A 21,491-nucleotide genomic window follows, 5' to 3' on the forward strand; every position below is an offset into this window, starting at 1 on the left:
GAAATTATTTGATTGTTCATAATTTTTAAATTAATTATAGTGAATTTAGATTTAAAAAACATGATGGGAGGTGCTTTATAAAATGGATACAAGAGAATTAAGGAATTGCTTTGGTAAGTTTGCTACTGGAGTGACTGTTGTATCGTTTAAAGATGATGATGGAAACAGAAGTGGAATTACGGTTAATTCATTTACATCTGTATCATTAGATCCAGCACTTGTTTTAGTGTCAATTGATAAAAAAGCAAAAGCTTTACAAGGATTGAAAAATAGAGCATTTATCGTGAATATTCTTGCTTCTACTCAAGAAAATATTGCTTGGCAATTTGCTGGTCGTCCTCAAGACGATCTAGTCATCAATTGGGAAGACACAATGATAGGTCCAAAAATTGGTGGTGCTTTAGCAACAATCGAATGCTTACCTTGGAAGGAATATGACGGTGGAGATCATGTATTGTTTGTTGGAGAAGTTAAAGAGTTTTCATACGAAAATGAAAGCGCTTTAATGTTCTTTAATGGATCGTTTTTAAATACAAAAGTTAATCAATCTTAGTCATCTTAGTTGTTTGAAGAGTTATCAATTTTATTCAAATATGTTAAAGCGATAAGGGGGAAGTTTAGTGGGAATTCGTACTGGAGCAGCGTATATTGAAGGATTAAAGTCAAGAAAACCTGAAGTATGGCTTGGCGGTGAAAAGGTTGACGATCTTGTGAATCATCCAGTTTTTAAACAACCAATCTTAGAAATTGCGAAATTATTTGATTTGCAATTTGATGCAGAATATCAAGAGAAAATTACACATATTTGTAGTGAAACTGGTGAAAGAATTTCAAATTCATTTTTAGTGCCAAAAACAATTGAAGATATTAAAGCTCGCGGTGAATTATTTGAAGCGTATGCAAAATCAACTTTTGGATTAATGGGAAGAACCCCAGATTTCTTAAATGTTGTATTGACTTCTATGGCAAGTAATGCTTGGTTTTTGGATAAATACAATCCTGAATGGTCTAAAAATGTCCAAAATTATTTTAAATTTGTCCGAGATCAGGATCTATTTTTAACCCATGCCATTATCAATCCACAAAATGACAGAAGCAAGCCCTCATATGAGCAAAAAGATCTCTTTACTCATTTAGGAGCAGTTGAGGAAACTGCTGAAGGCTTAGTCGTTAGAGGAGCAAAGATGCTGGCTACGCTTGCTCCAATTACAGATGAAGTTATTATTTATTCATTCCCTGGGTTCCATGAAGGTGATGAGCGATATGCTTTAGCTTTTGCTTTACCAATTGATACACCAGGCTTGAAGATTATTTGTAGAGAACAAATGCAAGATGGAAAGAGATCATTCTTTGATCATCCTTTAGCTTCCAGATTTGAAGAAATGGATGCAGTATTAGTTTTTGAAGATGTATTAGTGCCTTGGAATCGTGTATTTATCCATAATAATGTTGAAGCAGCAAATAACCTATATCCAAAAACAGGCATTGCCCAGCAACCTGCCCATCAATCTGGCATTAGAGGCTATATTAAACTAGCATTTGCTACAGAAGTAGCTTGTAAACTAGCTGATTCAATTGGTGTAGATTGCTATTTAAATGTTCAAAATGATTTAGGAGAGCTTCTTCAATCCGTTGAAACAATCAGAGCACTATTGCGTACAGCAGAGAATGAATATGAAACGTTACCTTCAGGGGAAGTAAGACCGGCAATGGAACCGCTAGAAACAATTCGAGGATTATTACCAACAATGTATCCAAGAGCGATCGAAGTAATTCAAACAATAGGTGCTGGTGGATTATTAATGTCACCTACTGAAGCAGACTTTCATCATCCTGAATTAAGAAATTCACTGGATAAATATTATGTAGGTAGAGAAGGCGTTTCGTCTCTTGAGCGAGTGCAATTATTTAAGCTGGCATGGGATTTATGTGGAGAGGCATTTGGACAAAGAGCCCTTCAATACGAGAGATATTACACAGGTGATCCAATTAGAAAAAGAGCAATCTTCTATAATCAAATGAAGCGTAAAAAAACATTTACAATGGTTGATGATGCATTAAATGGTGCGAATAAATTAATAGGTGAACCAATTTAAAAGGACAATACAATCATCTAGCGAATTCTAAAATGAAACGACTAATTTTAGAAGGTTGGGTGTTTATGAAATTTTTTGGCTTTCGTTGGGAGGGAACATCTCATGATCTCTTCAGTTCATAAGATTTCTAGAATATTAGATTGCTTTACAGAAGATGAACCAGTCTTAGGAAATTTAGAAATAGCTGAAAAATTAAATATGAATGCTAGTTCTGTACACCATTTAGTTAGAACATTGTGTTCGCTCGGGATTTTAATGCAAGATAGTAAAAAGAAATACCGTTTAGGTTGGAAGTTATTAGAGTGGAGTAATCATGTTATGCATCAACAAGACATATACAGTGAGGCTATTCCTTTACTAGAAAATCTACTGAAAAACTACAATGGAACTGTACATATCGGTATGTTTGATGCTGGAAATGTAAGATTTGTACTAAAGGTTTCTTCAAAAAATTCAATACCGGTACCTACTTTTGTAGGGGCGAAAAGACCAGCTTATTGTACGAGCACAGGGAAAATATTACTCTCGTATAATCCCAAATATATTAAGCCAACAATTGAAAGAGGATTAACCGCATATACAACAAATACAATAACTTGTATTGATACGTTACAAAAGGAACTAGCAGCTATTAAAGAAAATGGATATAGCATAAGTAATAATGAAAATGATTTAGGTTTATTTGGGATCGCTGCACCGATTCAAACGTATGCAGGACACACCTTTGCGGCATTAAACATGGTAGGGCCAGTTTCCTATATGATGAGTCAAGATATTGGACGAATGGTGCAAGATGTAGTGAAGACCGCTAAGTTAGTCTCAAATCAATTAGGATATATAAACACATAATTGTAAACGGTTACAAAAAACAAAGCCTAGGAGGATAAAAATGAATCTTAAAAGTCGAGTTTTCAATATTGTTAAATTGATAGAGGACAATAAAGAGTTATTACAACCACCTGTAAACAATAAGGTTATTTGGGAGGATTCAGAATATATTGCCATGATTATTGGTGGCCCAAATAAGCGTAGGGATTTCCATGTTGATCCGGCTGATGAATTTTTCTATCAAATTAAAGGAAGCTGTTATGTTGAATGTATTACTGGCGAAGGAAAGCGTGAGGTGGTTACGGTAGGAGAAGGTGAAATATTTATGCTACCTTCATTTGTGCCACATTCACCACATCGAGTAAAGGATTCGTATGGAATTGTAATTGAAAGAAAAAGAGCCGTTGGTGAATTAGAAAGCTTCGTATGGCACTGTGATGAATGTAATTTAGAAATGCATAAAACAACTGTTCAATTAACAGATATAGGTACGCAAGTAAAGGAAGCAATCGAACAATTTAATGGCAGTTTAGAGCTAAGAACATGTAAGCATTGCGGCCATGTCATGAAAGAGGAAGCGGATGAATGGGTATGCGTATAGATTTTCATACACATATCATTCCGGGACAATTACCAAATTTCTTTGAAAAATATGGGCATGAACGTTGGCCAATTTTGCAGCCTACATGTTCCTGCGGTGCAAATATAATGGTTGGCGGTAAAGTCTTTAGAGAAGTGACTGACCAAGTTTGGAGCGCTGAAAAAAGGATCGAGGATATGGCTAAAGAAGGGGTAAGTATGCAAGTCTTATCCCCTATCCCAGTAACATTTTCTTACTGGGCACCTCCTCATGCAGCTTTAGAAATGGCGATCATTCAAAATGATTTTATTGCAGAAACGGTTAATAAATATCCAACAAAGTTTCTTGGATTAGGCACAGTGCCAATGCAGGATTCAGAAGTTGCGATTAAAGAAATGGACCGTTGTATCCATGAATTAGGACTACATGGGCTAGAAATTGGAACAAATGTGAATGGAGTGAATTTAGATAGTGAGCAGTTTCAACCATTTTTCGAAATGGCTGAAAAATGGAATGTACCGCTGTTTATTCACCCTTGGGAAACCTTGGCAAAGGATCGTACGCCAGACCACAATTTTATGTATACAGTTGGCATGCCGAGTGAAACTGCTTTAGCAGCTGCTAGTTTAACTTTTGGTGGAGTCATTGAAAAATATCCGAATTTGAAAATTTGCTTTGCACATGGTGGAGGCTCATTTCCATTTATATTACCGAGATTAGATCAAGGTTGGGAAGTATGGCCGCATCTTAGAAAAACGTCAAAGCCGCCGAGTCATTATGTTCAAAATTTTTATTTTGACTCCCTACACTATGATCCTTTAAATATCCAGTTTTTAATTGATAAATTTGGTTATGAAAAGATTGTTGTTGGTTCGGATTATCCGTTTTTATTAAGAGAGGTACCACCAGGTCGAATAATCGATCGATTGCAGGATATCAGTAGTGAATTTAGAGAAGCAATCTTTAGTAAAAACGCATTAGCATTCTTAAATATAAAGGAGACAAACTTACAATATGGAAAACAAAGTATTGACTCCAGAAGATAGAATGAACACTTTAGGATATACATTAAAACCTGCAAGGCCAGCTGTTGGTAATTATGTAAGCCTTGTTCGTACGGGAAATCTAATTTTTACAGCAGGTCAAGGTGTAGATGAATTCCATGGTAAGCTTGGGCGCGATTTAACGATTGAAGAAGGGTACCTAGCATCGCGTCAATCGATGTTAAATTTATTAAGCGCATTAAAAAATGAACTTGGTGAACTTTCAAAAATTAAGAAAGTTGTTAAAATATTAGGCTTTGTGAATTGTACAGATTCGTTTACCGAGCAGCCAAAAGTAATGAACGGTGCTTCGGATTTACTCGTTGAAGTGTTTGGTGAACAAGGAAAACATGCCCGTTCAGCAGTTGGAATGGCTCAGCTTCCGAATAATACAGCGATAGAAATTGAGATGATTGTAGAAATAGAAGAGTAAGTAGGCTAAGTAAACTAAAAGATTAGATTAATAGAGGACGTTTAAGGGGCATAGAACGGTAATAAGTAGAATTACCATAAACAGCGAAGCAATAGGTTTCTAATAGTCTGTGGTGACATTCGTGTCACCTTTTATTTTATAAAGAATGGTAGGTGTGTCTATTATGCAAGTACAACTGAACAAAAATAAAACATTACCGATAGATTGTAAGCATTTTATAGAAGGTCAATATATTCCTTCTTTTAATCAAAATACATTCGCAAACATAAATCCAGCGACAGAAGAAGTGTTAGGAACGATTGCAGAAGGCGGAAAACTAGAAATTGATTTGGCCGTAAAAGCTGCTAAAAGAGCGTTAAAAGGTGAGTGGAAACATTTTACGAATGAGCAAAGATCAAATGTTTTAAGAAAAATTGGTGATGGAATACTTGCACGAAAGGAAGAGCTTGCAGCTTTAGAAGCAATGGATACAGGTAAGCCATATGAACTTGCGCTAGAGGTAGATATTACTCGTTCAGCATACAATTTTTATTTTTTTGCAGATTATATTACAACATTAGGCACAGAGAGTCATATGCAAAATCAAACCGCATTGCATTATACATATCGCCGCCCGGTCGGTGTTGTAGGAATGATCAATCCATGGAATCTTCCATTGTTGCTTTTAACTTGGAAGCTAGCACCTTGCTTAGCAGCGGGAAATACGACAGTGATGAAACCAGCAGAGTTAACACCAATGACAGCCACAATTTTAGCAGAAATATGTAAAGAAGCAGGTGTACCAGATGGTGTCATCAATATTGTCCATGGATTTGGCGCAAATGGAGCAGGGTCAGCTTTAACAGAACATCCTGATGTTGATGCAATCACCTTTACAGGGGAAACGAAAACAGGAACTGCGATTATGAAAGCAGCAGCACCAACACTTAAAAAGCTTTCATTTGAGCTAGGTGGAAAAAATCCAAATATTATTTTTGCAGATTCTAATCTTGATGAAGTAATTGAAACAACATTAAAATCTTCGTTTATGAATCAAGGTGAGGTTTGTTTATGTGGTTCACGAATTTATATTGAACGCTCAATTTATCAACAATTTCTTGATAAGTTTGTAGAGAAAACAAAAGAATTAAAAATTGGTGATCCATTTGAAGAGGGCACTAAAGTTGGTGCTGTAATTGGAAAAGAGCACTATGACAAAGTATTATCATATATCCAATTAGCGAAAGAAGATGGAGGAACAATTTTAACTGGTGGTAGCAGACCTGAGAATCTTTCAAATGGATATTTTATTTCACCTACAATTATTAGCGGACTTAGTCACGACTCTAGATGTGTGAAGGAAGAAATTTTTGGTCCTGTAGTGACAGTGTTACCATTTGATTCTGAGGATGAAGTCATTGAGCGGGCAAATGATACTCATTATGGTTTAGGTGCAACGATTTGGACGAATGATCTTCGAAAAGCACATCGAGTTGCACATCAAATTGAAGCGGGGATTATTTGGGTTAATACATGGTATTTAAGGGATTTACGTACACCTTTTGGAGGAATGAAGCAAAGTGGGATTGGACGTGAAGGTGGTATTCATAGTTTTGAGTTTTATAGTGAGTTATCCAATATCACAATTAAATTATAAGATTTGAAAGGTGATGAATATGAAAACAACTAAAATAGATGAAATCTCAACGCTTTTGTTAGATGCAGAAAGAGATAGAAGTAGTATGAAACCACTATCTGAACAACATCCAAATTTAACGATCAAGGAAGCTTATCAAATTCAGTTAGCAAATATTGAATGTAAATTAAGCCAAGGACATAAAATTGTTGGTAAAAAAATTGGTTTAACATCCCTTGCGATGCAGGAGTTATTAGGTGTTGATGAACCAGATTATGGGCATTTATTAGATACCATGATGATAGAAAATGGTGGCGAAGTTTCAATAAATGAAACGATTGCTCCAAAGGTTGAGGCAGAAATTGCATTTGTATTGAAAAAGGATTTAGTTGGACCAAATGTAACAATTGAAGATGTAATCAATGCAACTGATTACATCGTCCCTGCAATTGAAGTAGTTGATAGTAGAATTGAAAATTGGAAAATACGTTTAGAAGATACAGTGGCTGATAATGCTTCAAGTTGTTTATTTGTAGTTGGCAATCATCGTTTTGATATTCATGAAATTGACTTACCTAATGTCATGATGGAATTGTATCGAAACGGTGAGTTGATGAACACTGGTAAAGGAAATGCAGTTTTAGGAAATCCGGTTACATGTGTTGCTTGGTTAGCAAATAAACTGAGTGAATTTGGTATTTCGTTAAAGGCAGGAGAGGTTATTTTATCAGGTGCACTATCTGCTGCAATTCAAGCAAGCGCTGGTGATACTTTTACTGCAAAATTCCCATTATTAGGTGATGTCTCAATTTCATTTTCATAAAAGAGGTGTAAATAATGCGTAAATTAAAGGTTGGTATTATCGGGTCAGGGAATATTGGAACAGATTTAATGATGAAGCTCCAAGGTCATAATTTTCTTGAATTAACGACAATGATCGGGATTGATCCAGAATCTGATGGATTAAGACGTGCTAGAGAACTTGGATTAGAAGTCATCGAAAATGGGATTGAAGGTTTTATAGAGCGAAAAGAATTAGCAGATTTGTTATTTGATGCTACTTCTGCAAATTCGCATATTTTACATGCAAAGATTTTAAGTGATTTAGAGAAAAGAGTAATAGATTTAACACCTGCTGCACTTGGACCTTTTGTTGTACCTTCTGTTAATATTGGAGCCCATATTACGGAAGGTAATGTCAATCTAATTACATGTGGTGGCCAAGCGACGATCCCAATTGTACATGCAATTGGTACAGTAGCTAAAGTAAATTACGCTGAAATTGTTGCTACTATTAGCAGTAAAAGTGCAGGTCCAGGTACACGTTCCAATATTGATGAATTCACAGAAACGACTGCACGTGGATTAGAAGAAATAGGTGGTGCTAAAAAAGGGAAAGCAATCATCATTTTAAACCCTGCAGAGCCGCCAATTATGATGAGAGATACTGTCTATTGTGTATTAGAAAATGAGTCATTTAATCCTGAAGAAATCATAGATTCAATTCATTTGATGATAGAAAAAGTCAGTGGTTATGTACCAGGTTATCGGTTAAGAATGGAACCAATGATAGAAGGCAATACTGTCATCGTTCACTTAGAAGTAGAAGGTGCCGGAGACTATTTACCTAGCTACTCTGGTAATTTAGATATTATGACTGCCTCTGCAGTAAAAGTTGCAGAAGAAATTGCACAGTATGATTTAGCAAAAACAGTTTAATCTTATTTAATAGATTGAGAGGGATGTAGAATGAATGAAAGAGATGTCCTCATAACAGAGGTGGCTCTTCGAGATGGAAGTCATGCAATCGCACATTCATATAAAGTCGATCAAGTTGTTAGTGTTACAAAAGCACTTGATGAAGCAAATGTTCCTTATATCGAAGTTTCACATGGTGATGGATTAGGTGGATCATCATTACAGTACGGATTATCCACAACCAATGAATTCGAACTAATTGAAGCAGCAGTTGATACTTGTAAACAATCAAAAATAGCCGTTTTGCTTTTACCAGGAATTGGGACTGTAAAGGAATTAAAGGTTGCTGCTGGTTTAGGGGTAAAAATGGCACGTATAGCAACGCATGTTACTGAAGCGGACGTATCAAAACAACACATCTCTAAATCAAAAGAGCTAGGTCTTGAAACAGTAGGGTTTTTGATGATGTCTCATATGGTTCCACTAGAAAACCTAGTTGAACAGGCATTACTCATGGAAAGTTATGGTGCAGATGTTGTTTATATGGTTGATTCAGCTGGTGCATTCCTACCACATGAGGTAAAGCATCGTATAGCGGCATTACGACAAGCTCTTTCAGTTGAAGTCGGATTTCATGCGCATAATAATTTATCATTAGCAATGGCCAATACATTAGTGGCGATCGAAGAAGGTGCAACAAGAATTGACGGAAGCGTAAGATGCTTAGGAGCTGGAGCTGGTAATACCCAGACGGAAGTTTTAGTTGGTGTACTAGAACGATTAAACATAAAAACAGGAATTGATTTTTATAAAATGATGGATTTAGCTGAGGATATCGTGGCACCGATTTTACATACACCTCAAGAGATTACAAGAGGTAGTTTAATTTTAGGCTATGCTGGAGTCTATTCTAGTTTTCTACTTCATGCGAACCGAGCTGCAAAGAAGTGGAATGTGGATGCAAGAGATATATTGGTAGAGTTAGGAAAACAAAGAGTTGTAGGCGGACAAGAAGATATGATTCAGGATGTTGCTAGCAAAATAGCAAATGAAAGAGCGATTTTATTGAAGGGGGAATAAGGTATGATCACGGAAATTGCGAATAAAATCTATTTACATCAAAAAAATGGTGAAGAAATGGATAAAATTACGAATCATTATCCAGAATTAGATGTTACTAATGCTTATGAAATTCAAAAGGTAAGTATTGATTATGCCATTAAAAATGGTGATCCACTTATTGGATGGAAGATGGGCTTAACAAGTATTGCAAAACAAAAATCAGTAAATGTTGATGAACCAATCTACGGAAGATTAACGCAGTCAATGGAATTACAAACTTCAGTCCTTCATATGGAAGGAACAATTCATCCACGTGTTGAACCTGAAATTGCCTTTGTTCTGAATAAACCGTTATTCGGCTCTGATATTACAGCCGAGGATGTTTGGAATTCAACAGAGTATATTGTACCAGCATTAGAAGTAATTGACAGTCGTTACAAGAATTTCTCCTTTACGTTAACAGATGTGGTGGCAGATAATGCTTCATCTTCTAAATTCATTCTTGGAGAAAAAACATATTCTCCTACATACACATCATGGGAACAAATAAATGTTGAATTATATAAAAATGGAACAAAAGTTCAAAGTGGGATAAGCTCTGATGTATTAAATCACCCCGTTGAATCTGTCGTTAAACTTGTAAAAATGATTAGTAAAAATGGATACCAATTAGATGCAGGTATGATTATATTAACAGGTGGGATTACAGAGGCAGTCCATGTTGAAACAGGGGATGTTATAGAAGCACATTTTGAAGGATTAGAAAATATGACATTACGAGTTGAAAAGTGAGAGGGGACTTGTAATGCCAATTATCCAAGTTCAGATGTTAGAAGGAAGAAGTTCAGACGTTAAAAATACCTTGATGAAGGAAATGAATGAAGTAGTGTGTCGCATATTGAATGTTTCACCTGATCAAGTTAGAATTCTTTTAAATGAGTACAAAGAAGAAAATTGGTCTGTTGGTGGAATATCAAAAGCAGAATTATCTAATAGATAAATAAAAAATAAAAATGCCATATCTAAATTGATATGGCATTTCAGACTGCCTGCCAAACGCTCGCTTTCTTCGTTGTTTCGACTATCTGCGGTGCTCATTACCGTCCAAGGTAACTCCGCTCCTCACCAGCCTTCACGTCTCGAAAGACAAGCGTTTTCAGGCAGTCTTCCAATTTATTATTGCGCCTTTTTAGCTCTATTTTCAGCAATCTCTACAGATAATCGTTCTTTACCCATTAGTATAATTGCGATAAAACCTAATATGATGGGAACTAATGTCCATTTAAAAGTAGTTGCAACTGAATTTGCCATTGCTTCGGTAATTTTATGAAGAACTTCTGGTGGAATTTGGGCTCTTGCATCAGCTGATAATAATGCACGAGAATCAATGTTTCCAGCAAATCCTTTCATACTACCAAGTGCATCGCTTAAGTTATTTTTAAACACATGATTTTGAATAGAACCGAAAATGGTTACACCAATTGTCATTCCTAATGTTCTAAAGAATGTATTTGTAGATGTAGCGATTCCACGTTTTTGTGGTTCAATTTTATGTTGCGTTGCCATGCTCAGTAATGAGAATGAACAACCCATACCAAGACCAGCAATAATCATGAAAAATGTAACAGTTTTACGTGAAGTTTCAATATCAAGCGTGCTTAGCAATGCCATGCCAAAGAAAAATAAAACAACTGAAACTAGCATGATTCCTCTGTAGCTAAATTTTCTCACAGATTGTCCTGCCACTTGGCTACCAACAACAGATCCGACCATCATTGGAATTAAAATAATACCAGCATTCGTTGCAGTTCCGCCATAAACAGCCTGAACAAATAGAGGAATTAAAACAGTTGTAATAATAAATGCAGCTCCATAGAAGAAAGCAACTCCTTGTGTTGCGGCAAATAATTGTTTTTTAAATAAACCAAATGAAATGATCGGTTCTTCTGCCTTTCTTTCAATGAAAATAAATGAGATGAAAAGTACAGCGAAAATGACAAAAAGGCCAATAATCTGAGGTGAATCCCATGCATACTCATTGCCACCAAGCTCAAGTCCGAACATTAAACTGACTACAGATCCAACTAATGTAATAGCTCCTAGCCAATCAATTTTCAGTTTTCTTAACTGTAGCGTTTCTTTATAAAATTGAGAAATAAAATATAAGGAGATAATGCCTAATGGTAAATTAATATAGAAAATCCAACGCCAGTCAATTTGATCGGTAATGTATGCTCCTAATAGAGGGCCAAAAACACTTGATAATCCAAAAACAGCTCCGAATAAGCCTGTCATTTTACCACGTTTTTCTGGTGGAAAGATATCGAATATGATCGTAAACGCAATCGGCATTAATGAACCTCCGCCGATTCCTTGTATTGCACGATATATACTTAATTGTTCAATGCTATTTGCAGTCCCACATAATACTGATCCGATTAAGAAAATGGCAAGACCTAATAAATAAAATCTTTTTCGCCCATACATATCAGATAATTTTCCAAATATCGGCATACTCGCCATAGTGGCTACTAAGTAAGCTGATGTAACCCAAACGAATTGATCTAATCCGCCAAGTTCTCCTACAATAGTTGGCATAGAAGCCGAAACAATTGTATTATCCATTGCGGCCATTAACATACCTAATAGTAATCCGGTTACGACTAGGCCAACCTTACTTTCTTTTGAAACCATTCAGTTTCCCCCTTATGATTATGTTAATTTTTTTGTCTCTTTAGGAATTAACATGTTGATATCATTCCAAAACTTGGATAATAATATTAATTCCTCATCATTGTACTTTTCAAAAATATCAGTTAGAGAGTCAGCTAGTGGTCTAAATAAATATGTAATTTCATCATCACGGTGATATAAGGGCTGAATGATTACTTTTCTTCGGTCATGTGGATCATCGATGCGCTCTACTAATTCTTCTTTTTCTAGTCGATTAATAACGCCTGTGATCGCTCCAGTCGTTAAATTAGTTAAAAGAGACAATTGACCAGCTGTGATTGGTCCTGTATGGCTAAGTAACTCTCGGCACCGTAAATCAGTTGCATTTAGATGAAGCTTTGTTGCAATCCCTTCATTAAATAGAACAATTGAAGTATGAAATTTCCGCATTTCCATAACGAGTGATGAAATAAATTCTTCTCTTGATATTTGATCTTCTGACATCATTTTTCCTCCTTAATATTTAAGAAGTACAATCAACTATTAGTCTAGTAAACTAGCCTATAATGTAAGATAATTATAAAACATCAAATTGAATTAAAGAAGGAATATACAGGATTTTAACCAAAAGTTAATCTAATCATATGAGTGTAAAAAAATGCAATATTTCATGTGATTTAGTCAGGACAAAGTCGGTAACACTAGTAAATAAGACATGATAAAAGGAGTAATTTTTGTGAAACGAATCAATGTAGTTCCTTATAAATCATCTTGGGAAAAAGACTTTCATAATGAAAATAAAAAATTACAAAATTTATTGCCTGAAAAAGTAGAAATCTATCATATAGGGAGTACGTCCATTCCAAATATGTTTGCTGTTCCGATCATTGATATAATGATTGCTGTACAAAGCTTAAAAGAGTTTGATAAAAATAGTAAATTACTTTGTACTATAGGATATGAGCCGATGGGTGAAACATGCGAAGAAGAACGACGAATCTTTATGAAGTGTGAAGAGGCTTGTAGGTATCACGTTCACATTTTTGAACAAGGAAACCCTGAAATTGAACGTCGGATTGCATTTAGGGAATTTATGATTGCCCATACAGAACAAGCTTTAGAATATAGTAGATTAAAAAAAGAATTAGCTAATCAATTTTCAAACGATGAAAATAAATATAAAAAAGGCAGAAATGAATTTCTAGAAAAGATAGATCAACAAGCAAGTATATGGAAGAAATAAATACTCCTTCCAAAATAGGAAGGAGTTATCGATGTTCTTCATATTTTCCGATCAAACAGATTTCATTTATTTGATCTAATTGCTGACTACTTAAAGGTTTTGAGTAATATGCATTTAAATTTTCAACTAATTGTTCTTTATTTCTAGCGCCAATCGCTAATGTAGTCACTGATTTTTGTTGTAAAATATAATGAAGAGCTAAACTATGTAATGATTGTTCATCTTGTGTAACTTCTAAAAGTTGTTCAATCATTTCTCTACATTCTTGTTCAGAATAATGTAAGTAGCCTTTACTTGTTAGCTTATTTTTCCAATTACTGCTTAAAAGACCTTTTGCGACTGAACCTCTTGTGATGACAGAAATCTTATGTTTTTCAAATAATGGGAAAAATTCTTCAGGGCGACGTTCAAGTAAATTATACTGCATCATTACACTTTGAATTGCTGAATGATTGACAAATCGTTCTATGACATTCGGTCTAATGGAGGAGATGCCATAATGACGGATGTAACCATCTTTAACAAGTTCCTCAAAAGCATCAATTGTTTCTTCATATGAATCTTCAATTGTACCACCGTGAAGCTGATACAAATCTATATAATCAGTATTTAATCTGCGCAAGCTTTCTTTTACAGCTTGTATAATATATTTCTTTGATGGGTCCCATGACCATTTGTCCTGTGAATCAGTCCATCGGTTTCCTACCTTTGTTGCCAATATAACCTCGTCTCTTCGACCTTTTAATGCTTTCCCAACTATTTCTTCATTCTGGCCAAAATCATATAAATCTGCAGTATCTAAATAATTAATTCCAGCATCAAGTGCAGCATGGATAGTTTGAATTGCTTCATTTTCATTTGTACCTAATGACATACAACCTAAACCAATTTCACTAATTTCTAGTTGAGTTGAACCGAGCATTCTTTTTTTCATCATAATCCCTCCAATCCTAATTGTAGGGAATCGGAATTTATTTTACAACATATAGGGCCCGGCCATCAGACTTTTTAATCCACTCTTGTACTGTTTCATATTGTTGACTCATGACTTGAAGTGTTTTTAAAATTTCTGTTTTTGACCCAACTAAAATAACGGATGTGTTCGTTCGAGACATTTTCATTTTGCTCCCCCAATTTTACGCAATTTATATAATTTAGTGATAAAATGTATGTGAAAACTATACAAATTAGAACAGGTGATGAAAAAAATGAAAAAATTTGAAGAAAAAACACTGACTGAAGAAAAAATATTTGAAGGAAGAGTTATTTCTCTTTATCATCAAGAAGTTGAATTGCCAAATGGTAAATCAAGTACTCGCGAAATCGTAAAACATCCTGGCGCTGTTGCCATCATTCCGATTACAGAAGATGGAAAAATTGTATTAGTAGAGCAGTATCGTAAAGCATTAGAAAGAAGTCTACTAGAAATTCCAGCGGGAAAATTAGAAAAAGGGGAAGAACCGATCAATACAGCAAAAAGAGAATTAGAAGAGGAAACTGGCTATGAAGCTAATGAATGGGAACATATTCAATCTTTTTATACTTCACCAGGCTTTGCTGATGAGTACATACATATTTTCGTCGCAAAAGGATTAAAAAAATTAGAAAACAGTGCACAATTGGATGAAGATGAATTCGTTGAATTGCTAGAGCTTTCAGTTGAAGAGTGTGTAGAAGAGTTAAACAAGGGCTCGATTCATGATGCAAAGACTTGTTATGCGATTCAATACTTACAATTATTAAAGAAAAATTAAAAAAGTGTCAATATATCGTTATATTGATGATAGAATAGTAAAGATTAAAAAGGAAAGGGATGAGAAAATGAAAATATCATCTATCAAGAGAACAGCCAAAGAACGATTGTCAGGGAATTGGGGAAAAACAATCTTAACGCTAATTTTCTTTGGTGTAATACAAGGTCTTATTCATATGATATTTAATGGACCAGCAAACTTATATTACGAAGGTCAATTGTTTCTAGGTTACGAAGAAACGATACCTGCTGGGCCTACAGCCATTATTTCATTTATAACATCGATTCTATCTGCAGTAACTGGTTATGGGTTTTCGGTGTATTTACTAAAACTAATCAGAGATGAAGACCGTGGTTTTTCGGATTTATTCTATTATTTTAAAAGCGGTCACCAATTTGTAAGAGCAGCACTTACAACTATTCTTGTAACTATTTTTGTGGTTCTATGGTTTTTATTGTTAGTGATTCCTGGAATTATTAAAGCAATGGCTTATTCTCAGGTTGGATATATCCTAAAAGATCATCCTGATATGAAACCATTAGATGCAATTACATTAAGCAGAAGAATGATGGATGGATACAAGTGGAAGTACTTTTTACTTTGTTTATCATTTATCGGGTGGTTTATATTAGGTATCATTACTTTCGGAATTGCATTTTTATATGTTGGCCCTTACTACTATGCTACAATTACACAATTCTATGAAGAAGTAAAAGAAGCATATGAGGCTAAAGGTGAATTAATTTAATAATTAAAGACGCTTTTTTAGTAACGGGTTCTCCTTTGGGAGAAAAAAAGAGAAATTAAATATCCTAAAGACAGACCGATTAACAAAAATGGTCTGTCTTTTTTTGTTAAATCAAGGTATTCGTAATTGCGAAAAATAACAGTAAATTAGCATATTAATTAACAATAAACAATAACCATTGTGCCTGCTAATTAATGTGTTATTTACATTCCAGGTACTTCGCTTTCCATGGGGCGTCTCCAAAAGGTAGGCATGCTAAAACCACGACGTCCTGTCGTAACGCATGCATGACCCACATCCCGTGGGCCTCCTGCGGGGTCTCAAGTTTCCCGCATCTCCCATAGGAGTCTTCGTACCTTCCATTCCAATCACTCTCAAATGAACGATTCTCTTTTCATACTCTAATTTCTAATTATATCTTGCTAAAAACAACCATTAATATGAACAGAGCTTTTTAATTTAAAAATAACATAATTTTCAATATCTCATTTAGCGTACTAGGAGAGAATCCGTTACTTTTTTAGGCGTCTTTTTTTGGGGTAATTGTATAGGCAGAAGTGTGCCCCTAGGCAATGCATTAAATCACTCAATGCACTTTATTTAGAAAGTGAGCAATCTAAAGTGGAACTTGATACTCTTCATTAATAGAAGTTTTTGTTAAAATAGAAACTAAGAAAATGGAATACAATAAACCAAATAATATTATGTCTGAGGTGAAAACCTTGTTTGTAACAGGAGAACTTGGAACGTATCATGTAAGGATAATGGGAGAGGGAAAGGTTACCGTTTTATTAGAATGTGGTATGATGCATACACTTCATCAGTGGCAGTATCTGCAAAGGGAGCTTAGTCAATATGCTAAAGTGATTGCATATGATCGACTTGGCTATGGAAAAAGTGGAAAGTGGACAAGTGAACGATCAACTGAACAGCAAGCTTATGAATGCTATGATTTATTAATGAGTTTAAATATTTCAAGTCCACTGATTGCTGTAGGACATTCGCTAGGAGCATATATTACATATCAACTGAATCATTTATTTCCAAATAGAGTTCAATCAATGATTCTTCTTGACCCAACTCATCCTCTATTAGAGGAAAATGAACAAAAATTATATGATAAATTACTTTATCAATATGCTTTATTTATGAAAAGAGCCAATCAATTTAAGATTACTAACCTTTTACCTAGTCAATTTGTAAGTAATTTTTATAAGCAGCATACAGAGGAACGATTAGAAATGTTAAGGGCATTAAAAAGCTTAAAACACTGGAAAACAGTCGTGAGTGAATGGAAAAACCTTTATTATAGTAATAAAAAAATTGGTGAAGCACTAAAAAAACAAATTGATATACCATTGCTCGTTTTGACTGCTTCAAAACAAAGTGGTTTATCATTTAGTAAAAAGAATCAAGCTGAACTATTACAAAGAGTAGAGGATTATCATCTGCAATATGCAAGAGCGTCATTAAAAGGTAGTCAAGTAACAATTCAAGGCTACACACATTCTTCTATCTACGGAAATACGAAAGAAACTGCTAAAAACATAAGTCAGTTGATTAGAAATCAAATTGAATTACTCAAAAAGTAACTCAATCAGTATGAATGAAAAAAGCTGTTTTAGTCATCGACTAGAACAGCTCTTTTAGTAAAAAAATTAATTCGTAACTAAAGTTTTTGTTGCAACATTCATTAATGTTTCAGCAGAAGAAGTTACACGGTGAGTTGCTTGTCCAATTTCATTAATTGTTTCAGCTAGCTGATTAATTTCTTTTTCAGTTTTTTCTACACCTGCAATACTTTTACCCATTTCTTCAACGATTGTTACGAATGAAACTTGTGTTGATTCAGCATGAACACGACCGTCTTTTACAATACCAGATACATCATTAATCGATGTCACTACATCGTGTAAGTAAGTATTGGAAACTTCAATAATCTCTTCGATTTTTGAGATTGAGTTTTTCGTTTGCTCAGCTAATTTACGTACTTCTAAGGCTACAACAGCGAATCCTTTACCATGCTCGCCAGCACGCGCTGCCTCGATTGCAGAGTTTAAAGATAGTAGATTCGTTTGATCTGCAATACTTTGTACAATTTTAATAACATCGGCAATATCTTGATAAGAGCTATTTAAATGCTCAACCATTTCTGTTACTTTTTGTGTGTTTGTAGAAATAACGCCAATACTATCAGCTAGTTCTTTTACTTGGTTTTTACCAGTACCAGCAATTTCTTGTGTTTTGATTACTTGTGAATTTGAGTCATGAACTTGTGTTTTTACTTGGTGACTTTGTTCTACAAGCATTTCAACTGCTGCATTTGTTTGTTGAGTAAGTGCAACAAGCTCTTCAGCAATTTCTTGAATTTGTGCTTTTAATTCTTCTTCAGACTTACTATGTGTTTCATTTTCTTCTAAGATACTTTCTTTCACGAACTGAGTAAATAATTGTTGTTCAAAGTTTAATGATTTCATAATAGCTGTAATAAATTTTGTGCGTTCGATCGCATCATCAATTTCAAGGAATGCTACTCTAATATACTCTGTTAAATAACATTGGAAAGCTCCAATATAAAATTCAGGGTTATTAGCTGTATAAACTGCAGTTAATCGTTTAATCATATCAACGAATGAAGCGTTATAAACTGTTGTAAAATGTAACTCAATTTGTTTTTTTACTAATGTAATTGGTTCACCTGAATCACTTAAAATACGAAAAACTGTATCCATTTTGCTTCCAAGGCTTTCCATTACATTTTCAGTAATTTCTTTTTCATGCTTTTTAATAAAAGTCGAATAAAACTGACCTTTTAATGCTATATCTTCACTTGTATAACTAATCATTTGGAATTGTTCTAAATGTTTTTGAGATAAATCAACAATTACCTTAACTTGATCAGCTTTTACAGTTGTTACACCTTTACGATTTGTTTTTTTCTTAAATGTAAACATAAATAAATTCCTCCGTTGCCCATATAAAATTTAAATCTACTCTTATTATCGGAAAAAATTATTTCTTCGTTACTATTTTGTCATCAATTTTCAAACTTTTATAAATTCAAAGAATAAATTACTTGTCCAATCATAAAATGAAGAGAGTCTACGACACGAGGAGTTGATGATATGACAAGAAGCTCAGTCCAATTAACGATGAAGAACCATGTGAAGGATTATATGCCCATTTATATTTTTGTAAGTGTCATTTTACTATTTGGTGTTGTTTTCGGGGCAGTTATTGTAAATAGCATGAACGTTAGTCAAAAGCAGGATATACTTTCATTTATTACGCAATTTTTTGGACAAGTTAATAATGATGGCTATATAAATGGAAATGAAGTTTTTCTGTCGAGTTATTCGACTCATTTAAAATTTTTAGCATTAATTTGGATTCTAGGAATCTCAATCATCGGATTGCCAATTATACTAATCTTATTATTTATGAAAGGTTTAGTAGTTGGTTTTACAGTTGGCTTTTTAGTCAATCAGCTTGGATGGCACGGAATATTATTAGCATTTTCATCAGTCTTTCCGCAAAATGTTATCGTATTACCACTTTATATTTTATTAACAGTTTTAGCCGTTCAATTATCAATTCGAATGATCCGAAAACAATTTATGAAAAATGATAATGAAGCGATTATGAAGCAATTAGTTTCATATTCAATTGTTTTTTGTGTAGTTGCAATTTGTCTAAGTATTGCAAGTGTAATTGAAGCTTATGGTTCTTCCTACTTTTTAAAAGCAATTTCAGAAATAATAGTTTCAAAAAAATAGCAAATAATTTTTGACACTTTCTCTTTCTTTGTTATAATTATTATCAAGTGGCGAGGGAGTGAAAAAAATGGAAGAACGAGTTGAACGAATAAAAAAACAACTACATTTAGCAGGATATAAATTAACACCACAACGGGAATCTACAGTTCGTGTTTTATTAGAGAACGAAGAAGATCACCTAAGTGCAGAAGATGTTTACCTCCTAGTGAAAGAAAAATCGCCAGAAATAGGACTTGCTACTGTTTACCGTACGTTAGAATTACTAACTGAGTTAACAATTGTTGATAAAATAAATTTTGGTGATGGCGTTTCAAGATACGATTTAAGACATGAAGGTGCACAACATTTTCATCATCATTTAATTTGTACTATTTGTGGAGCAGTAGATGAAATTCATGAAAATCTCTTAAGTGATATTGAAAAAACAGTTGAAGAACGTTGGAATTTTAAAATTAAAGATCACCGTTTATCGTTTCATGGTGTTTGTCATCGTTGCCATGATTCTGAAGAACAATAAAAGATCGGTGTTAAATGAGTATTTAAACTAATATGGATCAAATAAAAAGCGAGTAGAGCAGTTCATTAAAATAGGTCTGCTCTTTTTCATGTTCTTAGATATAAAAGAAATCTTCTTTCTATATGAATTGAAGTATGATTTGTCCAAATTTTGCATAGTATGTAGTAATGATGTCTTTACTTCTTGCAAATAGGTGGTGGTCATATGAAAAAAAGAGCAGTTATTTTTTTGAATGTATTAAAAGTAGCCATTTTATTTATTACATGTACAATCTTATTTTATTTTGCTATACAATGGATACATTCAGAATATGAGGATATGCATAGATATGACCGACCAGAAGGTTCAATGTTAAAGGTTGATAAAGACCATAATCATGGTACTTTAAATCAATTGGTACGGTTTTATCAAAACGGGGAGTAATGAGAAGTGACAACTAATGAAAAAACGCCATTTAAAAAAGAATTTGATTTTGCAGCAGAAGACTTTATCCATTTTATTCAAGTAGAAAAAGGTTTATCAAAAAATACAATTCTATCATATGGTAATGATTTAGAAAGCTATGGCATGTATATGGATCAAGTAGAAAGAATTGAAGGGCTTTCTACTATTACAAGAATACATATTATTGGCTATTTAAAATATTTGAAAGAAAGAGATTTAACGGTAAGAACAATGGCTCGTCAATTAGCTACGATTCGTTCGTTTCACCAATTTCTAATCAGAGAAGTAGATGGAATGAAGGACGATCCTTCACTTTTAATCGAAATTCCAAAAGCGCCAAAAGTGCTACCAAAAGTACTATCACTTACAGAAGTTGAGGCGTTATTAGAGGTTCCAGACAGCTCTGAATTTGGATTAAGGGATAAGGCAATGCTAGAATTACTATATGCTACTGGAATGCGTGTATCTGAGTTATTGTCTTTAAATCTGTCAGATGTAAATTTAACAATGGGGTTTGTGCGATGCCTAGGAAAAGGGAGTAAAGAACGAATTATTCCACTAGGGAAATTAGCAATTAACTCAATAGAGCAGTATTTGAAAATGTCACGAATGAAACTGATAGGAAAAAAACAAAACGATGCATTATTTTTAAACCATCATGGTAATCGAATGTCGAGGCAAGGTTTTTGGAAAAACTTAAAAAAACAAGCTGAAAAAGCTAATATTCAGCATGAATTAACGCCTCATACTTTACGACATTCATTTGCAACACATCTATTAGAAAACGGTGCAGACTTAAGGTCAGTCCAAGAAATGCTTGGACATGCTGACATATCAACTACACAAATCTATACCCATGTAACAAAAAATAGATTGAAAGACGTGTATAAAGAATTTCACCCAAGAGCTTAACATTAAGCTCTTTTTTCTTGGCTGTTTTCTAAAAGATATTTTTAAATTGTAGGATTTGTTGCCAAGTAA

General features: G+C 34.1%; 25 protein-coding genes. 20 read left to right on the top strand and 5 right to left on the bottom strand.

Annotated features, from left to right (window positions below; translation table 11 throughout):
- The first annotated feature begins 82 nt into the window (after positions 1-82).
- The 12 genes from ACX6U0_RS15570 (at position 83) to ACX6U0_RS15625 (ending at position 10,355) form a co-directional block, all read left to right on the top strand.
- A complete protein-coding gene (locus tag ACX6U0_RS15570) occupies positions 83-553 on the top strand; it encodes a flavin reductase family protein (RefSeq protein ID WP_464960802.1) in 471 nt (156 codons plus the stop codon).
- Positions 554-620: 67 nt separating this feature from the next.
- Positions 621-2,096, top strand: a complete 1,476-nt coding sequence (locus ACX6U0_RS15575) for a 4-hydroxyphenylacetate 3-hydroxylase family protein (RefSeq protein ID WP_464960803.1) — start codon at positions 621-623, stop codon at positions 2,094-2,096.
- Positions 2,097-2,198: 102 nt separating this feature from the next.
- Positions 2,199-2,945, top strand: coding sequence for an IclR family transcriptional regulator (locus ACX6U0_RS15580; RefSeq protein ID WP_464960804.1), 747 nt, complete (start codon positions 2,199-2,201; stop codon positions 2,943-2,945).
- A 40-nt stretch (positions 2,946-2,985) separates the two neighbouring features.
- The gene (locus ACX6U0_RS15585) at positions 2,986-3,525 is read left to right on the top strand and encodes a 3-hydroxyanthranilate 3,4-dioxygenase (RefSeq protein WP_464960805.1); all 540 of its coding nucleotides are present in this window, start codon (positions 2,986-2,988) and stop codon (positions 3,523-3,525) included.
- Positions 3,510-4,550: an amidohydrolase family protein gene (locus ACX6U0_RS15590; protein ID WP_464960806.1), complete on the top strand. Its 1,041-nt coding sequence runs from the start codon at positions 3,510-3,512 to the stop codon at positions 4,548-4,550. The genes ACX6U0_RS15585 and ACX6U0_RS15590 overlap by 16 nt, the downstream gene beginning before the upstream one ends.
- The gene (locus tag ACX6U0_RS15595) at positions 4,519-4,980 is read left to right on the top strand and encodes a RidA family protein (RefSeq protein WP_464960807.1); all 462 of its coding nucleotides are present in this window, start codon (positions 4,519-4,521) and stop codon (positions 4,978-4,980) included. The genes ACX6U0_RS15590 and ACX6U0_RS15595 overlap by 32 nt, the downstream gene beginning before the upstream one ends.
- 163 nt (positions 4,981-5,143) lie before the next feature.
- Positions 5,144-6,616 (top strand): aldehyde dehydrogenase, encoded by a 1,473-nt coding sequence (locus ACX6U0_RS15600; protein ID WP_464960808.1) that lies wholly within the window; start codon positions 5,144-5,146, stop codon positions 6,614-6,616.
- A gap of 19 nt (positions 6,617-6,635) precedes the next feature.
- Entirely contained in the window at positions 6,636-7,418 is a 783-nt protein-coding gene (locus ACX6U0_RS15605; RefSeq protein WP_464960809.1) for a 2-keto-4-pentenoate hydratase, read from the top strand.
- Between the two features lie 14 nt (positions 7,419-7,432).
- Positions 7,433-8,314, top strand: coding sequence for an acetaldehyde dehydrogenase (acetylating) (locus ACX6U0_RS15610; protein WP_464960810.1), 882 nt, complete (start codon positions 7,433-7,435; stop codon positions 8,312-8,314).
- 30 nt (positions 8,315-8,344) lie between these two features.
- Positions 8,345-9,373 (top strand): 4-hydroxy-2-oxovalerate aldolase, encoded by a 1,029-nt coding sequence (gene dmpG / locus ACX6U0_RS15615; RefSeq protein ID WP_464960811.1) that lies wholly within the window; start codon positions 8,345-8,347, stop codon positions 9,371-9,373.
- A gap of 3 nt (positions 9,374-9,376) precedes the next feature.
- On the top strand, positions 9,377-10,147 hold the full coding sequence (locus ACX6U0_RS15620) for a 2-keto-4-pentenoate hydratase (protein WP_464960812.1): 771 nt from the start codon (positions 9,377-9,379) through the stop codon (positions 10,145-10,147).
- Entirely contained in the window at positions 10,137-10,355 is a 219-nt protein-coding gene (locus tag ACX6U0_RS15625) for a tautomerase family protein (RefSeq protein WP_464960813.1), read from the top strand. The genes ACX6U0_RS15620 and ACX6U0_RS15625 overlap by 11 nt, the downstream gene beginning before the upstream one ends.
- Before the next feature lie 176 nt (positions 10,356-10,531).
- Here the strand turns inward: ACX6U0_RS15625 and ACX6U0_RS15630 are convergent, their stop codons facing one another.
- A complete protein-coding gene (locus tag ACX6U0_RS15630) occupies positions 10,532-12,049 on the bottom strand; it encodes an MFS transporter (RefSeq protein WP_464960814.1) in 1,518 nt (505 codons plus the stop codon).
- A gap of 18 nt (positions 12,050-12,067) precedes the next feature.
- A complete protein-coding gene (locus tag ACX6U0_RS15635; protein ID WP_464960815.1) occupies positions 12,068-12,532 on the bottom strand; it encodes a MarR family winged helix-turn-helix transcriptional regulator in 465 nt (154 codons plus the stop codon).
- A gap of 232 nt (positions 12,533-12,764) precedes the next feature.
- On the opposite strand from ACX6U0_RS15635, the gene ACX6U0_RS15640 reads away from it, so the two are divergent.
- Positions 12,765-13,271 carry a GrpB family protein gene (locus tag ACX6U0_RS15640; protein ID WP_464960816.1) on the top strand — a complete coding sequence of 169 codons (507 nt, stop codon included), beginning with the start codon at positions 12,765-12,767 and terminating at the stop codon, positions 13,269-13,271.
- 25 nt (positions 13,272-13,296) lie between these two features.
- On the opposite strand, the gene ACX6U0_RS15645 is transcribed toward ACX6U0_RS15640, so the two are convergent.
- Together ACX6U0_RS15645 and mciZ are read right to left on the bottom strand one after the other, a co-directional pair.
- Positions 13,297-14,205, bottom strand: a complete 909-nt coding sequence (locus ACX6U0_RS15645) for an aldo/keto reductase (RefSeq protein WP_464960817.1) — start codon at positions 14,203-14,205, stop codon at positions 13,297-13,299.
- Between the two features lie 37 nt (positions 14,206-14,242).
- Positions 14,243-14,392 carry a Z-ring formation inhibitor MciZ gene (gene mciZ, locus ACX6U0_RS15650; protein WP_087999315.1) on the bottom strand — a complete coding sequence of 50 codons (150 nt, stop codon included), beginning with the start codon at positions 14,390-14,392 and terminating at the stop codon, positions 14,243-14,245.
- Between the two features lie 87 nt (positions 14,393-14,479).
- Between mciZ and ACX6U0_RS15655 the strand changes: the two genes are divergently transcribed.
- The 3 genes from ACX6U0_RS15655 (at position 14,480) to ACX6U0_RS15665 (ending at position 17,365) form a co-directional block, all read left to right on the top strand.
- Entirely contained in the window at positions 14,480-15,025 is a 546-nt protein-coding gene (locus ACX6U0_RS15655; protein WP_464960818.1) for an NUDIX domain-containing protein, read from the top strand.
- 67 nt (positions 15,026-15,092) lie between these two features.
- Complete coding sequence (locus tag ACX6U0_RS15660; protein ID WP_464960819.1) at positions 15,093-15,773, top strand: DUF975 family protein; 681 nt, start codon at positions 15,093-15,095, stop codon at positions 15,771-15,773.
- 722 nt (positions 15,774-16,495) lie between these two features.
- On the top strand, positions 16,496-17,365 hold the full coding sequence (locus tag ACX6U0_RS15665; RefSeq protein ID WP_464960820.1) for an alpha/beta hydrolase: 870 nt from the start codon (positions 16,496-16,498) through the stop codon (positions 17,363-17,365).
- 66 nt (positions 17,366-17,431) lie between these two features.
- Here ACX6U0_RS15665 and ACX6U0_RS15670 read toward each other — a convergent pair whose 3' ends face one another.
- The gene (locus tag ACX6U0_RS15670; protein WP_464960821.1) at positions 17,432-18,727 is read right to left on the bottom strand and encodes a methyl-accepting chemotaxis protein; all 1,296 of its coding nucleotides are present in this window, start codon (positions 18,725-18,727) and stop codon (positions 17,432-17,434) included.
- 171 nt (positions 18,728-18,898) lie between these two features.
- On the opposite strand from ACX6U0_RS15670, the gene spoIIM reads away from it, so the two are divergent.
- The 4 genes from spoIIM to xerD all read left to right on the top strand — a co-directional run bounded on the left by spoIIM (position 18,899) and on the right by xerD (position 21,422).
- Complete coding sequence (gene spoIIM / locus ACX6U0_RS15675) at positions 18,899-19,549, top strand: stage II sporulation protein M (protein ID WP_464960822.1); 651 nt, start codon at positions 18,899-18,901, stop codon at positions 19,547-19,549.
- 67 nt (positions 19,550-19,616) lie between these two features.
- Complete coding sequence (gene fur / locus ACX6U0_RS15680; RefSeq protein WP_087999321.1) at positions 19,617-20,066, top strand: ferric iron uptake transcriptional regulator; 450 nt, start codon at positions 19,617-19,619, stop codon at positions 20,064-20,066.
- A 204-nt stretch (positions 20,067-20,270) separates the two neighbouring features.
- Positions 20,271-20,489: a YqzK family protein gene (locus tag ACX6U0_RS15685; RefSeq protein WP_087999322.1), complete on the top strand. Its 219-nt coding sequence runs from the start codon at positions 20,271-20,273 to the stop codon at positions 20,487-20,489.
- Positions 20,490-20,495: 6 nt separating this feature from the next.
- Entirely contained in the window at positions 20,496-21,422 is a 927-nt protein-coding gene (gene xerD / locus ACX6U0_RS15690) for a site-specific tyrosine recombinase XerD (RefSeq protein ID WP_464960823.1), read from the top strand.
- Positions 21,423-21,491 lie beyond the last annotated feature (69 nt).

The organism is Gottfriedia sp. ABJ_BB2_2, from assembly GCF_055484705.1.

Bases quoted from the DNA above. Each gene is read 5' to 3' on its own strand.
- ACX6U0_RS15570 (WP_464960802.1), top strand. From the start codon at position 83: ATGGATACAAGAGAATTAAGGAATTGCTTTGGTAAGTTTGCTACTGGA.
- ACX6U0_RS15580 (WP_464960804.1), top strand. From the start codon at position 2,199: ATGATCTCTTCAGTTCATAAGATTTCTAGAATATTAGATTGCTTTACA.
- ACX6U0_RS15585 (WP_464960805.1), top strand. From the start codon at position 2,986: ATGAATCTTAAAAGTCGAGTTTTCAATATTGTTAAATTGATAGAGGAC.
- ACX6U0_RS15590 (WP_464960806.1), top strand. From the start codon at position 3,510: ATGGGTATGCGTATAGATTTTCATACACATATCATTCCGGGACAATTA.
- ACX6U0_RS15595 (WP_464960807.1), top strand. From the start codon at position 4,519: ATGGAAAACAAAGTATTGACTCCAGAAGATAGAATGAACACTTTAGGA.
- ACX6U0_RS15600 (WP_464960808.1), top strand. From the start codon at position 5,144: ATGCAAGTACAACTGAACAAAAATAAAACATTACCGATAGATTGTAAG.
- ACX6U0_RS15605 (WP_464960809.1), top strand. From the start codon at position 6,636: ATGAAAACAACTAAAATAGATGAAATCTCAACGCTTTTGTTAGATGCA.
- ACX6U0_RS15610 (WP_464960810.1), top strand. From the start codon at position 7,433: ATGCGTAAATTAAAGGTTGGTATTATCGGGTCAGGGAATATTGGAACA.
- dmpG (WP_464960811.1), top strand. From the start codon at position 8,345: ATGAATGAAAGAGATGTCCTCATAACAGAGGTGGCTCTTCGAGATGGA.
- ACX6U0_RS15620 (WP_464960812.1), top strand. From the start codon at position 9,377: ATGATCACGGAAATTGCGAATAAAATCTATTTACATCAAAAAAATGGT.
- ACX6U0_RS15630 (WP_464960814.1), bottom strand. From the start codon at position 12,049: ATGGTTTCAAAAGAAAGTAAGGTTGGCCTAGTCGTAACCGGATTACTA.
- ACX6U0_RS15635 (WP_464960815.1), bottom strand. From the start codon at position 12,532: ATGTCAGAAGATCAAATATCAAGAGAAGAATTTATTTCATCACTCGTT.
- ACX6U0_RS15645 (WP_464960817.1), bottom strand. From the start codon at position 14,205: ATGAAAAAAAGAATGCTCGGTTCAACTCAACTAGAAATTAGTGAAATT.
- mciZ (WP_087999315.1), bottom strand. From the start codon at position 14,392: ATGAAAATGTCTCGAACGAACACATCCGTTATTTTAGTTGGGTCAAAA.
- ACX6U0_RS15655 (WP_464960818.1), top strand. From the start codon at position 14,480: ATGAAAAAATTTGAAGAAAAAACACTGACTGAAGAAAAAATATTTGAA.
- ACX6U0_RS15660 (WP_464960819.1), top strand. From the start codon at position 15,093: ATGAAAATATCATCTATCAAGAGAACAGCCAAAGAACGATTGTCAGGG.
- ACX6U0_RS15670 (WP_464960821.1), bottom strand. From the start codon at position 18,727: ATGTTTACATTTAAGAAAAAAACAAATCGTAAAGGTGTAACAACTGTA.
- spoIIM (WP_464960822.1), top strand. From the start codon at position 18,899: ATGACAAGAAGCTCAGTCCAATTAACGATGAAGAACCATGTGAAGGAT.
- fur (WP_087999321.1), top strand. From the start codon at position 19,617: ATGGAAGAACGAGTTGAACGAATAAAAAAACAACTACATTTAGCAGGA.
- ACX6U0_RS15685 (WP_087999322.1), top strand. From the start codon at position 20,271: ATGAAAAAAAGAGCAGTTATTTTTTTGAATGTATTAAAAGTAGCCATT.